We start from the raw sequence: 13826 nt of genomic DNA on the forward strand, positions 1-13826 counted from the left end.
CAGTGTCCGATCGGGGCACACGGGGTAACCCGTCTGTGTGCCCCCTGCCCGGCACGGGAGGAGCGACCATGGGCGACGAACGAGCGCACGCCCGAGGAGGACCGATGTCCGAGCAACAAGAGGCGATCGAGCCGCGATGGGGCACGGGCGAGGGCCACAGCCTGCGCCGCGACCCCGAAGCGCCAGGCCCGCAGTACTCCGCGCCCGACGACGACGGCGACTTCGTCGACGAGGAGCCGACGTCGATCGCCGACGAGGCCGGGTCGAACTACCTGCGCGGCCCCGAGGACGCGGCCATGCACATCGAGGACGAGGACGGCCGCCCCATCGAATGACCTGATCAGGTCACGATGCCACGATCAAGGGATCCCGCGATCGGGCACCAGGTGGCATGCCTAGCCTGCGCCCGTGCCTGAGAAGCCCGCCAAACCCGACACCGCCGTCACGCTCACGCACCGGGCGATCGCCCTGCGTGCCACGGACCCCGCCGGAGCACGGGAGCTGCTCGGCGTGGCGCTGGCCGAGGACACCGGGTACGAGCCCGCCTGGCGCTGGCTCGCCGAGCTGGTCGCCGACGACGCCCAACGCCTGTTCTGCCTCGACCGGGCGTACGCGATCAAGGCCGACCCCGCCACCGACCGGGCCCGGCGCGCGCTGCGCGGCGTCGAACCGCAAGCGCCACCGGAGGCGCAAGACGTGGTCGAACCGCCGCGACCGGAACCCCTCGACACCGCGCCGGGACGCCGCACGAAGCTGAACTCGCTGGTCGCGGCGGTCACCGTGGTCCTGGTGACGCTGATCGGCGCGGGCGTGTGGACCGCGGTCGGCCAAGCCACCGACGCCCCGTGCACGTCGCCCTGGTCGCGGGCCTGACCGGGCGCGACCCGGCCGCCGCCGCCCACGTCGAACGCGGCGTGCGGATGGGCCTGGACGACGTCAACGCCGACGGCGGCGTCAACGGCCACCCGGTCGAGCTGCTCGTCTACGACGACGCGGACCAGCCCGAACGGGCGAAGCAGATCGCCGAGGAGATCGTCCGCGAGAACAAGGCGCTGTACGTGATCGGGCACGGCGTCACGGTCACGTCCCTCGCCGCCGCCCCGATCTACCAGGCGGCCGGCATCCCCGCCGTCACGCCGTCGGCCGGCGGGTCGAGCGTCACCGACGGCAACGACTGGTTCCTCCGCAGCACGTTCGGCGACCGCACCCAGGGCGACTTCCTCGCCGCGTACGCCGCCGAGGTGCTCGGCGCCGACAAGGTCGCGATCGTCCACGACGACCACGCCTCCGGCCGCTCCGCGCAGGCCGCGTTCACCGAGTCCTACCGCCGGTTCGGCGAGGTCCTCGCCACCGTGCCCGTCACCGACGACCCGCGGGCGGCCGTCGACCGGATCAAGGCCCTCGACCCCGGCACGCCGGTCCTGCTCGCCACCGAGGACCGCAACGGCGTCGCGCTGGTGAAGGGCCTGCGGGAGGCGGGCGTGGACGCGCCGATCCTGGGCACCGCCGCCCTGGGCACGATGTCGTTCCACGACGCCCTCGGCGGCGCCACGCGCGACCTGCACCTGGCCACCCCGATGGCGCACGACTCCCTGTCCGGCCCCGCGCCGGCCTGGGCCGAGGACTTCCAGCGGCGGTACGGGGAACGCCCGCGCCGGCACGCCGCCACCGCCCGGGAAGCGCTCAACGTCGGCCTGCACGTCGTCACCGCCGACCGCATCGGCCTCGACGAGACGACCCTCGCCGACGACCGCGAGCGGCTGCGTGACGGCCTCGCCGCGTTGAAGGACGAGAAGAACGCGTTCCCGGCGCTGCTCGGCCCGCTGTTCTTCACCGCCAACGGCTCGGCGCAGATGCCGGTGTCCTTCGTGACCAGCGACGGCGAGCGGCTGGTGTCCGCGCCCGTGCAGCTGAGGGTGTACGAGCCGCCGTCGCCCGAGGCGTTGGGCGCAGGCCTGGCCGACGGCACGGTGATCGCGATCGGCGAGGACCGGTACCTGGCGCGCCGCCAGGTCGTGGCCACCGGCATCAACATCAACGAGGTGCGCGACCTGGACACCCGCGACGGCACGTACTTCATGGACTTCTTCCTGTGGCTCAAGTACACCGGCCCGCACACGGCGGCGGACGTGCACTTCGTCAACGCGGTCGAGCCGGGCCTGAAGCTGGGCGAGCCGCTGCGCGACGTCACCGGCGAGGACGGCACCTACCGGCTGTACCGGGTGGCCGACCGGTTCAAGAACGGCTTCGAGTTCCGCAGCTCCCCGTTCGACCACCAGCGCCTCGAGGTCGTGCTGCAGAACCGGACCCGGACCGCCGACGAGGTCGTGTACGTGACCGACAAGGAGATCCTGGACGTGCCGCCCGAGCACCACCTGCGCAGCGGCGCGGACGCGGAGGCGACGATCAACGACATCCCAACTGGCTGGCCACGTCGGCCCGCTTCTTCCAGCGGACCGTCGGCAGCAGCGACGCCCTCGGTGACGGCTCCGCGGTCGGCGCCGCCGGGGGCATCTACTACAGCCAGTACACGGGCGAGGTGGAGATCGTCCGCGACACGCTGCCGTTCCTGCTGAAGAACCTGCTGCCGCTGCTGCTGATCTCCGTCACGTACCTGTCGCTGTTCTTCAAGGCCACCGACGGCGCCGCGCCCGTGTCGATGGGCGTCACGGCGATCCTGAGCACGGCCGTGCTGCTGAACAACGTGACGTCGCAGCTGCCGTCGGTCAGCTACACGGTGGCGCTGGAGTGGGGCTGCTACGCGTTCATCCTGCTGGCCGCCGGGTGCGTGCTGGTCGCCATGCCGCGCAAGCGGCTGGCGTCGGTGCGGCGGGACGACGCGGAACGCCGGCTCGCCCGGGCCTCCCGCGTCGGCTACCCGGTGTACCTGCTCGCGGTGGTGGCCACGTACCTGGTGGCGTTCGGCTGATGACCCCGCCCTGGCCGTCAGGCCACCGACAGGACGCGTTCCAGCGCCGCGTGGCCCGCGGGTTCCCAGGTCGGTTTGCCGCCGGGCAGGCCGAGCCTCCCGTTGCGCCCGATCCCGATCAGGACCAGGGCGCGCAGGACCGCCCAGCCGCGGGCCCTGGTGACGGTCGCCCCGTCGGCCTGCCCGTAGGCGTCGAAGAACCGACCCGCCGCGCCGGCGGGCAGCAGGACCCACGCGGCGGCGAGGTCGGTGGCGGGATCGCCCGCGCACAGCTCACCGAAGTCGATCACCCCGGCGAGCGTCCCGTCGCGGACGACGACGTTCGCCGGGTGCAGGTCACCGTGCAGCCACCGCGGCGCGCCCGACCAGACGGGCGCCGCCACGGCCTCCTCCCAGACCTCCCGCGCGCCGTCGGCACCCGGGTGGCCGGCGATGAGCCCCACCCAGTCGTCGAACCCGTCGCTCAACCCGGCCAGGGGGATGCCGCGCGTCGGGTTGGCCGGCGCGTCGGCGGGCGCGGGGTCGTGCAGCGCGCCGAGGAACTCCGCGAGGACCTCGGCCGCGTCGACGCGGGTGACCGGCGCGTGGTCGGCCGGTTCGCCCTCGACCCAGCGCACGATCGTCCAGGGGTGCCCGAACAGGCTCGACGGTCTGCCGAGGCGCACCGGGACGGGCGTCGGCAGCGGCAGGCGGTCGGCCAGCACCGGCAGCCACGTCTGCTCGGCGTGCAGCGTGGCGGGCCCGCGGTCGACGCGGGGCAAGCGCACGGCCAGGTCGTCCCCGAGCCGCCACACCTGGTTGCCCCAGCCCCCCTCGACGTCCCGGACTTCGAGGTCCGCGAGATCCGGGTGCTGATCGCGCAGCAGTGCCCGCACCAGGTCCTGGTCGAACGCGAGGTCACCCATCACCGGGCCCTTGATCGCCGCATGGCCGGGCACGCTAGCACCGGCCGACCCGTAGGATCGTCGGGATGCCAGGTCGAGCACGGGCGCGCACGCTCGCCGAGGTGTACCGGCGCTTCGGCGAGGTCGACGCCGCCGGGACTTCGCCGCTGCACGAGCGCGTCGCCGTCGCCCTGAGCGAGTCCGACGAGGCGTTGCGCGCCATCGGATCGGCGCCGGCGCGCAAGCGGCGCCCCGCGGTGATCCTCGCCGCGCTGCACGACCTCGCCCTCGCCGGACGCGCCCCGGCACTCGCCGCCGCCTATGCCGCCGGGGACGGCGACGGCGCCGCCGCCGCGGCGATCGACGCGCTGCTGCGCCTGACCGACTCGGTGGTGGACATCGCCGTGCGCCGGCGGCACCGCGCCGACGAGACCGGACGGGCCGCGGTGCTGTACCCGGCCGTCGCCGAGGCGGCACGACGAGTGGGCGCGAACGCCGTCGGGCTGATCGACGTGGGTTGTCCGGCCGGCCTCAACCTCACGGTCGATCGCGTCGGCATCGCGTACAGCGACGGGCACTCGCTGGGCGACCCGTCCTCTCCCGTGCAGGTGTCGGCTTCGATCGTGGGTGGCCAGCCCGTCCCGGCGCGGGTGCTGCCCGAGGTCGTCGCCAAGGTGGGCGTCGACCTCGATCCGCTCGACGTGACGGACGCGGACGACGCCCGCTGGTTGCGCGCCTGCCTGCCACCCGACGAGCCGGCGCGGATCGCGAGGCTCGAAGCGGAGATCGCGTTGGCGGCGACGGACCCTCCGCTGCTGCTGCGAGGTGACGCCGTCGACGTGCTGCCGGACGCCGTCGCCCGTGTCCCGGCGGACGCCCTGCCCGTCGTCACCACGACGTGGGCGCTGTCGCGGTTCCCGCCGGAGAGCCGCGTGCGCTTCCTGCGCCGCCTCGACGAGGTGGCCGCGGACCGGCCGGTGGCGTGGGTGTCGGCGGAAGGGGTCGGGGTCGCGCCGTCGGTACCGACGCTCGGCGATCGCCCCGCCTCCGGCCACAGCATCATCGGCGTGGTGGTGTCCGACGGGTCGGTCCGGCACGCCGAAGCCGTCGGCCGCTGCTGGTCGCGGGGCCGCCTGCTGGCGTGGCTGGTGGACTCCTAGTGCGCTGACCCGGCGGTGGCGTCCCACCAGTCCAGCACGCGGGTTCCGTACAGGGTCAGCCACTTCGACGGCTCCCCCGCCGGCACGTCGACCTCGAACCACACGCGTCCGGGGTGCCTGCGGGCCTGGAGCCACGTGCCGTCGGGTTGTCGCTCGGCGCGGACGAGCCCGATCGCGTCGGCCATGCGCGGGTCCGGCGGCGTGCCGTCGAACAACCAGACCTGGCGGAAGTACTCGGCCGCGTTGAGCACGTCGTAGAACCAGCGGAACGGGTACGAGAAGCGGTTCACCCACGGCGCCACCGGCTCGCCCGTGGACAGCCGGCGGAACAGCCCGCGGGCCAGCAGGTACTCCTCGCCGGCACGGCGGGCGGCACGCGTCGCGTCCGTGCCGCCGGTCGCGGCGTCGTAGGCGAGCAGTCCCTTGAGGGAGTTGAGGGTCGAGTGGAACGACGACCGCGTCGAGCCCTCGACCCACTCGCAGTTCCAGCCGCCGTCGGGCAGGCGGTGCTCGACGAACCAGTCCACGATGCCGGTGACGTCGGCGCCGAGCCACAGGCCGTTCTGGACCGTCCACGCGTTGATGCAGCAGTCGACCTCGCCGCCCCAGTACGGCAGGTCGTCGTACTCCCAGCGGCAGTTGCGCTCCAGCAGCTCGGCCGTGCGGCGTTCGCGCAGGACCGCGGCGTCCATGCCCCACTCCCGCAACGAGCACAGCGTCCACGTCGTCGCGGTCCAGGGCTGCCCGGCGCCCTCGGCCGCTTCCGGGCCGTGGAAGTCGAAGCCGGCGGGGAAGAACGCGCCGCCCGCCCACTGGCCGTCCGGGTCCTGCAACGCGAGCAGGCGTGCGCCGAAGCCCTCCGTCGCGATCCGGGCCCGCGTCGCCTCCCAGACCTCGGCCGGCTCGTGGACGAGGTCGCGCTCGACCTGCCAGCGCAGCGCCGGATCGGCGTCGAGCAGCCAAGACACCCTGGTCATGTCGCGACTCTAGTCGACCTGCTCATCTTCCGGACTGCCCTCGGCGAGCACGGAGAGCACGTCCAGCGCGGCGGCCAGGGTCGGCGCCGGCGCGGACGCGAGGGCGAGTCGGACGGCGTTCGGCGCGTGGCCGGGCACGACCGCGAACGCGGCGGCGGGCGTGATGGCGATGCCGCGCCGTGCCGCGGCGGCGACGAACGTCTCGGCCCGCCACCGGTCAGGCAGCCGCCACCAGCAGTGGTAGGAGCCGGGGTCGGCGCTGATGTCGAAGCCGGCCAGGCGTGCGCGCACGAGCTGCTGCCGTTCGTGCGCGAGGGCCCGTTTCCGGTCCACTATGGACTCCACGGTGCCGTCGCCGAGCCACTCGGTCGCGGCGGCGAGCGCGAAGTGGCCGACGGCCCAGCCGCCGGAGCGCGCGGCGGCGGCGACCCGGTCGACCAGGTGTCCGGGCGGGACGGCGAACCCGACCGTCAGGCCGGGCGCGAGGCGCTTGGACAGGCTGTCCACCACGGTCGTGCGCTCGGGCGCGAGCGGCGGCAGGTCGGGGCCCAGGAAGGCGTAGATGGCGTCCTCGATCACCTGGACGTCCAGCTCGCGCACGGTGTCGACGAGTTCGGCGCGGCGTCGTTCGGGCATGGTGGCGCCGAGCGGGTTGTGCAGGGTCGGCTGGAGGTAGACCGCGCGCACGTCGGCCGCGCGCACGGCCTGCGGCAGCACGCCCGCGTCGTCCACCGGCAGCGGCACGAGCGTGACGCCCAGCCTGGTCGCGATCGCCTTCACCACCGGGTAGGTGACCGCCTCCACCCCCAGCCGCCCGCCGACCGGCACCAACGCCGACACGGCGGCGGCGATCGCCTGCCTGCCGTTGCCGGTGAACAGGATCCGGCGCTCGTCCGGCGTCCACCCGCCCCGGGCCAGCGTGCGTGCGGCGGCGGCGCGTGCCTCGGGCGTGCCGCGGACGCCGACCGGCGCGAGCGCGTCGCCGAGCCCGTGCCGGACGAGCCGGTCGAGACCGGGAGCCAGCAGGGTGGGCTGGTCGGGCAGCACGCAGAAGTTCAGCTCCAGGTCGACCCGCGCACCGCCCGGCTCGGCCAGCGCGGGCTCGACCGGAGGGCGTGCGGCGCGCACGAACGTGCCACGCCCGACCTCGCCGACCGCGAGCCCGCGTCGGATCAGCTCGCCGTAGACGCGGGCCGCCGTGGAGCCCGCGATGCGGTGCCTGCGGGCGAACGCGCGTTGCGGCGGCAGTCGGTCACCCGGTTTGAGCCGGCCGGCCGCGACCTCGGCGGCGAGCCGGTCGGCGATCAGGCGGTAGTCCGCCACGCGTGCACCCCACATTGCACCGAGAGCATTGTTTTCATTGCACCGGGCATGGTGGTCTTCCTAGGCTTCTCCCGTCAACGGACGCTGGGGGAGATCATGCGGGTCAACGACATCGACATCGCCTACGACGACGAGGGCGACGGCGTCCCGGTGCTGCTCGTGCACGGCCACCCGTTCAACCGGACGATGTGGCGACCCCAGGTGGCACGGCTGCGCTCCCGTTACCGGGTCATCGCGCCTGACCTGCGTGGATACGGTGAGACGACGGTCGTGCCCGGCACGACGCCGTGGGGCGCGTTCGCCGACGACCTGATCGGCCTGCTCGACCGCCTCGACCTGGACCGGGTGGTGGTGTGCGGGCTGTCGATGGGCGGCCAGATCGCCATGGAATTGCACCGAGCGCACCCGTCACGCGTCCGTGCGCTCGTGCTGGCGGACACGTTCCCCGAGGCGGACCCGACGGCGGCCCGCGACCTGCGGCGCGAACTGGCGTCGAGGGTGCTGCGCGAGGGCATGGGCCCCTACGCCGACGAGGTGCTGGACAAGATGATCTCGCCGCACAACGTGGTCGCGCTGCCGGCCGTCGCCGAGCACGTGCTGGGGATGATGCGCGGCACGTCGCCGGAAGGCGCGGCGGCGGGCTGGCGCGGACGTGCGGAACGGCCCGACTACGCGGACTCGCTGTCCCGCGTCGCCGTGCCCGCGCTCGTGGTCGTCGGCGAGGAGGACGAGTACACGCCGGTCGCCGTGGCCGAGCGGATGCACGCGACCATCCCCGGTTCGACGCTCGCGGTGATCGCCGGGGCGGGCCACCTGCCCAACCTCGAACGGCCGGCGGAGTTCACCGATGCGATCGAGCGGTTCCTGTTGACGCTCTAGGCGGGGCGGGCCGACGTCCGGACGCCGCAGAGGAGCCGGTCGCGGGGCAGGGCGGCCGGTGCGGGGCGCAGCTTGTCGGCGACCTGGGCGGCCGTGGGGCGGCGGCGGGCGGACAGCGAGGTCATCGCCGCGAGCAGGCGGGCCAGGCCGGCGGGCACGTCGTGCGGCACGTGGGGCGGGCGGTGCAGGCGGGCGATGGCGGCCTCGACCCGGTCGCCCTGGTACTCGCGGTAGCCGGTCAGGCACTCCAGCAGGAGCAGGCCGAGCGCGTAGACGTCCGCGGGCGGGCCGACCTCGTCGCCGCGCACCTGCTCCGGCGCCAGGTAGGCGGCGGTGCCGACGACCTCGGTGGTCTCGGCGATGCGGGTCGAGCCGAGCGAGCGGGCCAGGCCGAAGTCGGCGAGGTAGGCGGTGTCGGAGCCGTCGAGCAGGACGTTCGACGGCTTCACGTCGCGGTGCACGACCTGCTGTTCGTGCACGTGGGCGAGGGTGTCCGCGAGCTGGTGGCCGAGGGCGCGCACCTGCGCGGGCGTGAACGTGCCGTCCAGCAGCCGGTCGCGCACCGTCGTGCCTTCGACCAGCTGCATGACCACGAACGACGTCCCGTCGCACGTGCCGACGTCGTAGACGGACAGCAGGCCGGGGTGCGACAGCCCGGCCAACGTGCGGACCTCGTTGTCGAACCGACGCCCGTCCACCTCGTCGCCGTCGAACACCTTGACCGCGACGAACCGGCGGAGCAGCAGGTCCCACCCCCGGTGGACCTCCGCCGCACCGCCCGCGCCGAGCTTGCCGGCCAACCGGTAGCGACCTTCGAGCACTCGGTTCTCGGTGGCCAACGACATGGCCCCACCCTTCGGTCGCCGATCCGGACGTCTGGCGAATTCCCGGACGGCGAGGCCGCCAAACGCCGGGGCGACCGGGCGTCGATCCTCCTCAGAGGACATCCAGGCGGGGCGCGGCGGGCGCGGGCGGCGACCTGGCCCGGCACCGGCGGACACTCGACCGGTCAGCCACCCACGTCGCACCGGCGGTCGGCCCGCCCGGTCGGCAGCGCAACCCGGCCCTGCGGATTGCCCGGCGACTCGACCGCGCACGCCACCCGCCGAGTCAGTCGCGAACGCCGCCCGGGGTCAGCAGCCCGACCCGAGGTCTGCCGGGCGGGTCGGCGGCGCAGGTCCCTCAGCAGGTCCGTCGGCGCATCCCCGGCAGGCCACCCGGCAGCTCCGTCAGCCGACCGCTCTGCGCGTCAGTCGCGCAGGGTGGCGCACTGCTCCGCGCCGGGGCAGTTCCGCACCAGCCGCACCTGCGGCGGGATGGTGACCGTGGCCGGCGGCTCGATGGAGTTGCCCGGCCAGCGGATCGAGACGGTCATCGCCGAGGCGTTGTTCGTGTACGACTTCTCGACCAGGGTGCGGTCGCCGTTCACGATGTTCACCACGTCGTACACACCCGACGGCACCTTGGTGATGTCCAGCCACTGGAAGTCGACCGTGTGCGGGTAGTCGTCACCCGAGCCGACCGAGATGCCCTGCACCACGCTCAACGCCTCCGGCGCGTGGTGGCCGCACCGGTTCGCCCGCAACAACGCCGCCAACCGCCCCTGCGGGCTGTCGTCCGCGGTCGGCCGGTTCGGCAGGTGGCCGCTGACCCCGTACCGGTCGCCGAGGCAGAAGCCGTTCTTCCGGTCGGTCACCACCGTGTCACCCGAAAGTGTGCGGAGTTGGAAGTGCTCGAAGCCGAGCAGGTGCCAGTGCTCGTGCGTCGCCGCCGGCTCGTAGTACATGGTGGCCGGGATCGGGTGCTGCGCCTGCGCGTGGTCCATCGGGATCGAGCCGTCCACAGCTGACTGGAACGCCTGCCGCGCGGTCATCTCCCGCTGCCCGACGTCGCGCCGGCTGCCGTGGATCAGCAGCGGCCCGTCGCCGATGTTGTCCGCCGATGTGGTGAACCTCAACCGGACCGCCCCGATCGGGCCCACTTGCGCGCACTCGCCGTTCGGCGCGGCCGGGTCGGCGACCGGGCACACGTCCCAGTCGACGCACCGCGACGGGTTGCCGGAGAACCCTCCGCCGCACCCGACCGGCGCCTGCCGGAGGTCGGGCAGCAGCACGGTCCCGGACGCCTGCGCGTGCGAAGGCCCCACCACCACCGCGACGAGCAACACCGTGGTGATCAAAGCCGCGTGTCTTCGAAACATCAAAAGATCCGTCCACTCCAGAATGATCCACTCATCAATCTACTGAGACACACCGGCAACTCGAGCACCACCACGTTCAGATTCACTCGATCGACTGAGCCACAAGGGAAATCGGCCCACCTGACTCTAACCTTCACCGCGATCGCGCCCCGGGCGCGCGTCATCCGCGACTGGAGGTGGGTCCGATAGACCAGGGAGTTCCCGGCACCGTCACGATGGTGTGCGGCACCAGGCCGGAGCTGATCAAGCTCGCGCCGCTGATCCGCGTGATGGGCGCCAACGCCACCGTCGTCTACACCGGACAGCACTACGACACCGCGATGTACCACCGGATCCGGCAGGACATCGGCCGCCCGGGTCGGTTCCACGAGCTGGCCGTCGGCGGCGGCAGCCGCGGCGGTCAGCTCGGCGCGGCCATCGCGGCCGTGGACGAGCTGCTGGCGCAGCACCCGACCAGGGCGGTGATCGTGCAGGGCGACACCACGTCCGCGCTCGCCGGCGCGTTGGCCGCCAACGCCAACGACGTGCCGCTGGTGCACGTGGAAGCGGGGCTGCGCAGCTACGACCGGGCGATGCCCGAGGAGCACAACCGGGTCGCGATCGACCACCTCGCCGACCTGTGCTGCGCGCCGACCCCGCTCAACCACGCCAACCTGCTGGCCGAGAGCGTGCCCGAGGAGCGCATCGCGATCACCGGCAACACCGTCGTCGAAGCCCTCCTGACCGCGCTGCCCGGCCGTGACGAGGAGGCCGTCGTGCTGGCCGCGCACGAGCTCGAGCGCGACGGCTACGTGCTGGCCACCGTCCACCGGCCGGAGAACGTGGACGACCCGGTCAACCTGGAGACGATCCTGCGCGAGCTGAACCGCCTGCCGCTGCCGGTGGTGCTGCCCCTGCACCCGCGCACGGCCAAGCGGGTCGAGGCGTTCGGCCTCACGACCCTGCTGGGCCGGCTCAAGGTCGTCGAGCCCCAGGCCTACCCGGCGTTCCTGGCGCTGGCCCGGTGCGCCGCCGTGGTCGTGTCCGACTCCGGCGGCATCCAGGAGGAGGTCAGCGTCCTCAAGCGGCCGGTGGTCGTGGTGCGCCGCAGCACGGAACGCCCCGAGATCGAGGGCACGTTCGGCACCCTGGTGCCGCCGGGACCGCGGGTGTGCGCGGAAGTGCTGCGGTGGCTGGACGACGTGGCTGGCCACCGGGAGCGCCTGGAGCACATCCCGTCGCCCTACGGCACCGGCTCGCCGTCCGCCCGGATCGCCGACGCGCTCCGGCAACTGGTCCGCGGCGAACCGGTGCCCGCCCGGCGGCTCAGCCCGGCACAGGTTGTGGTGCCTCCGCCAGCCTCGCGGCGACCCGTCGCGCCAGTCCCGCACTCGAGTTCCAGCTCGTGACGTCCGGGTAGACGTGCGCGGTGGTCGCCAGCAGCAGCGGGGTGCCGGCGACCACCACGGGAGGCCGGCGCGCCAGGTACCCGAGCGGGTACACCGGTTCCACGAACGGCGCCTTGAACACCCGCACGTCCTCCACGTCCTCGCGGCACAACGCGGGGTGCAGGGCCAGCAGCTGCGAGGTCCACCGCGCCGCGATCGCCGCGTCGTCCTCCTGGAACAGCGCGGACTCCCGGTCGGTGTACCGCATCGCGTAGACGAGGTGCCGCCCGTCGTACCGCTCCACGCCGGCCAGCGGTGTCATCTGGATCAGGCCGTCGAACTCCGTGCCGGACCGCACCACCGGCGTCCAGTAGTGCCCGGACAACGGCCGGCGCAGGAAGAACAGCGCGTTCACCACGCCCTGGTACGGCAGCCGCACGTCGGGCAGCCGCGCGGCCAGGTCCTCGTCGGCGAGCCGCCGCAGCAGCGGCAGGGGCAGCGTCGACACCACGTGGTCCGCCGACACCGACTCGCCGCCGTCCAGCGCGATCCGCATCCGCTCGCCGGTCACGCCCATCCGCCGCACCGGCGCGTCCAGCCGCACCACGCCGCCACCCGCCTCGATCGACGCCCTCAGCGCGTCGATCACGGCCCGGTAGCCGCCGTCGGGGTAGCCGCGCACCGACACGGCGCCTTCGCGCCCCAGGCGCTGCCACAGGTACAGCGCGGGCACGTCGCCGAAGCGCGCGCCGAACTTCGCGCCGAACAGCGGCGCGAGCAGCAGCTCCCACACCCGGTCGCCGTACAGGCCGCGCAACCAGTCCTCGGTGCGCGTGCGGTCGAGGTCCTTGCCCTTGCCCAAGCGCCGCAGCAGCACCGAGACCGCGCCGAACCTCAACCGGTCGGGCACGCCCAACGGGGTGAACTTGAGCAGGTCCAGCGCCGTGTTGAACGGGAACGCGCGACCGTCCACGACCATGCCCATCCGGGTCGGCCGCCACGTGATCGAGTCGCGCAGCCCGAGCTCGCCGAGCAGGTCGAGCAGGTGGTCGTCGGTCGGCATCACGCAGTGGTAGAAGCGCTCCACCCAGCGGTCGCGCCACGCGAAGAACGTGCCGAGCCCGCCGAGCTGGTCGCTGCCCTCCAGCAACGTCACCCGCGTGCCGGCGCGCACCAGCCGGTGCGCGGTGGCCAGGCCGCAGATGCCGCCGCCGACCACCACCACGTGCCCGCGGTCCGCCCGCCGCATCACAGCGCCCGGTACGGCGCGGGCGTGAGCCGGTCGCGGACCAGCAGCTTCACGTACTGCCCGACGGTGCGGGCGATCCGGATCTTGCTCGGGCCGTGCTTGCGGTCGTAGCGCAGGGCCAGCGGCACCTCGGTGACGACCGGCCGGCAGTGCCGCAGCTTGAGCAGCAGCTCGACCATGCAGGCGAACCCGCGTTCCTCGATCAGCCGCTCGCCCCAGTGCCGCTCGGCGCGGGCCAGCAGGCTGACCCGGTAGGCGCGGAAGCCGCTGGTGCAGTCGCGGACACCGTCGAGGCGCAGCACGCGGCGGAACAGCACGGCCGCGCCGCGCGACAGCAGCCGGCGCAGCGGTGGCGCGGTCGCGTCGTCGCCGCCGTCGACGAACCGGGAGCAGATCACCACGTCCGCGCCGGCCGCGATCTCCCGCTCCATCCGGTCGATGAGGGCCGGGTCGTGGGTGTCGTCGGCGTCCATCACGACGACGACGTCCTCCTCGCCGGCCTCGGACAGCACGGCGCGCAGCCCCGATCGGACGGCTTGGCCGAGGCCGAGGTTGACCGGGTGGCTGACGAGCCGGACGTCCAGGCCGGGCCACCCCTCGGCGACGACCTCGGCGGTGCCGTCGGACGAGCCGTCGTCGACGACCCAGGCGGTGAGCTTCCCGGCGGGGGTCGCGTCGGCCAGGCGGGTCAGCAGCGGCGGCAGCGAGGCCGCCTCGTTGTAGGCGGGCAGCACGACGTGGGCGCGGGCGTGGGTGCGCGGGCCGTCGGAAAGGGCCGGTCCGCCCTGTTCCGACGCGGCGCGCACGTCTCCTTCATCGACGCTCAATGGGCCCCATTTCACTGGATGGCGGATGACG

General features: G+C 73.7%; 14 protein-coding genes. 7 read left to right on the top strand and 7 right to left on the bottom strand.

Annotated elements, in window-relative coordinates; genetic code table 11:
* The first annotated feature begins 104 nt into the window (after positions 1-104).
* The 4 genes from AB0H12_RS01040 to AB0H12_RS01055 all read left to right on the top strand — a co-directional run bounded on the left by AB0H12_RS01040 (position 105) and on the right by AB0H12_RS01055 (position 2929).
* Positions 105-335 carry a hypothetical protein gene (locus tag AB0H12_RS01040; RefSeq protein ID WP_499619870.1) on the top strand — a complete coding sequence of 77 codons (231 nt, stop codon included), beginning with the start codon at positions 105-107 and terminating at the stop codon, positions 333-335.
* Between the two features lie 73 nt (positions 336-408).
* Positions 409-873 (top strand): hypothetical protein, encoded by a 465-nt coding sequence (locus tag AB0H12_RS01045; RefSeq protein ID WP_499619872.1) that lies wholly within the window; start codon positions 409-411, stop codon positions 871-873.
* Positions 846-2576: an ABC transporter substrate-binding protein gene (locus AB0H12_RS01050; RefSeq protein WP_499619874.1), complete on the top strand. Its 1731-nt coding sequence runs from the start codon at positions 846-848 to the stop codon at positions 2574-2576. Before AB0H12_RS01045 ends, AB0H12_RS01050 begins: the two co-directional genes overlap by 28 nt.
* Positions 2540-2929, top strand: a complete 390-nt coding sequence (locus tag AB0H12_RS01055) for a hypothetical protein (protein WP_499619876.1) — start codon at positions 2540-2542, stop codon at positions 2927-2929. The genes AB0H12_RS01050 and AB0H12_RS01055 overlap by 37 nt, the downstream gene beginning before the upstream one ends.
* Before the next feature lie 17 nt (positions 2930-2946).
* Here the strand turns inward: AB0H12_RS01055 and AB0H12_RS01060 are convergent, their stop codons facing one another.
* Positions 2947-3867, bottom strand: coding sequence for an aminoglycoside phosphotransferase family protein (locus AB0H12_RS01060; protein ID WP_499619878.1), 921 nt, complete (start codon positions 3865-3867; stop codon positions 2947-2949).
* A 32-nt stretch (positions 3868-3899) separates the two neighbouring features.
* On the opposite strand from AB0H12_RS01060, the gene AB0H12_RS01065 reads away from it, so the two are divergent.
* Positions 3900-4973 carry a DUF2332 domain-containing protein gene (locus AB0H12_RS01065; RefSeq protein WP_499619879.1) on the top strand — a complete coding sequence of 358 codons (1074 nt, stop codon included), beginning with the start codon at positions 3900-3902 and terminating at the stop codon, positions 4971-4973.
* Here AB0H12_RS01065 and AB0H12_RS01070 read toward each other — a convergent pair.
* Entirely contained in the window at positions 4970-5950 is a 981-nt protein-coding gene (locus AB0H12_RS01070; RefSeq protein WP_499619881.1) for a squalene cyclase, read from the bottom strand. The two genes, AB0H12_RS01065 and AB0H12_RS01070, sit on opposite strands and share 4 nt — an antisense overlap.
* Positions 5951-5959: 9 nt before the next feature.
* Positions 5960-7273 (bottom strand): aminotransferase-like domain-containing protein, encoded by a 1314-nt coding sequence (locus tag AB0H12_RS01075; RefSeq protein WP_499619883.1) that lies wholly within the window; start codon positions 7271-7273, stop codon positions 5960-5962.
* Between the two features lie 48 nt (positions 7274-7321).
* On the opposite strand from AB0H12_RS01075, the gene AB0H12_RS01080 reads away from it, so the two are divergent.
* Positions 7322-8152: an alpha/beta fold hydrolase gene (locus tag AB0H12_RS01080; RefSeq protein ID WP_499619884.1), complete on the top strand. Its 831-nt coding sequence runs from the start codon at positions 7322-7324 to the stop codon at positions 8150-8152.
* On the opposite strand, the gene AB0H12_RS01085 is transcribed toward AB0H12_RS01080, so the two are convergent.
* Together AB0H12_RS01085 and AB0H12_RS01090 are read right to left on the bottom strand one after the other, a co-directional pair.
* On the bottom strand, positions 8149-8997 hold the full coding sequence (locus tag AB0H12_RS01085) for a serine/threonine-protein kinase (protein ID WP_499619886.1): 849 nt from the start codon (positions 8995-8997) through the stop codon (positions 8149-8151). The genes AB0H12_RS01080 and AB0H12_RS01085 overlap by 4 nt on opposite strands.
* 404 nt (positions 8998-9401) lie before the next feature.
* Positions 9402-10352 (bottom strand): lysyl oxidase family protein, encoded by a 951-nt coding sequence (locus AB0H12_RS01090; protein ID WP_499619887.1) that lies wholly within the window; start codon positions 10350-10352, stop codon positions 9402-9404.
* Between the two features lie 215 nt (positions 10353-10567).
* Between AB0H12_RS01090 and wecB the strand changes: the two genes are divergently transcribed.
* Complete coding sequence (gene wecB / locus AB0H12_RS01095) at positions 10568-11740, top strand: non-hydrolyzing UDP-N-acetylglucosamine 2-epimerase (protein WP_499620773.1); 1173 nt, start codon at positions 10568-10570, stop codon at positions 11738-11740.
* Here wecB and AB0H12_RS01100 read toward each other — a convergent pair.
* Together AB0H12_RS01100 and AB0H12_RS01105 are read right to left on the bottom strand one after the other, a co-directional pair.
* A complete protein-coding gene (locus AB0H12_RS01100) occupies positions 11658-12968 on the bottom strand; it encodes an FAD-dependent oxidoreductase (RefSeq protein ID WP_499619889.1) in 1311 nt (436 codons plus the stop codon). The genes wecB and AB0H12_RS01100 overlap by 83 nt on opposite strands.
* Positions 12968-13774 carry a glycosyltransferase gene (locus AB0H12_RS01105; RefSeq protein WP_499619890.1) on the bottom strand — a complete coding sequence of 269 codons (807 nt, stop codon included), beginning with the start codon at positions 13772-13774 and terminating at the stop codon, positions 12968-12970. Before AB0H12_RS01105 ends, AB0H12_RS01100 begins: the two co-directional genes overlap by 1 nt.
* Between the last annotated feature and the right edge of the window lie 52 nt (positions 13775-13826).

The sequence above is a fragment of the Actinosynnema sp. NPDC023794 genome, assembly GCF_040639675.1.
GTDB classification, from domain to species: Bacteria; Actinomycetota; Actinomycetes; order Mycobacteriales; family Pseudonocardiaceae; genus Actinosynnema; species Actinosynnema luteola.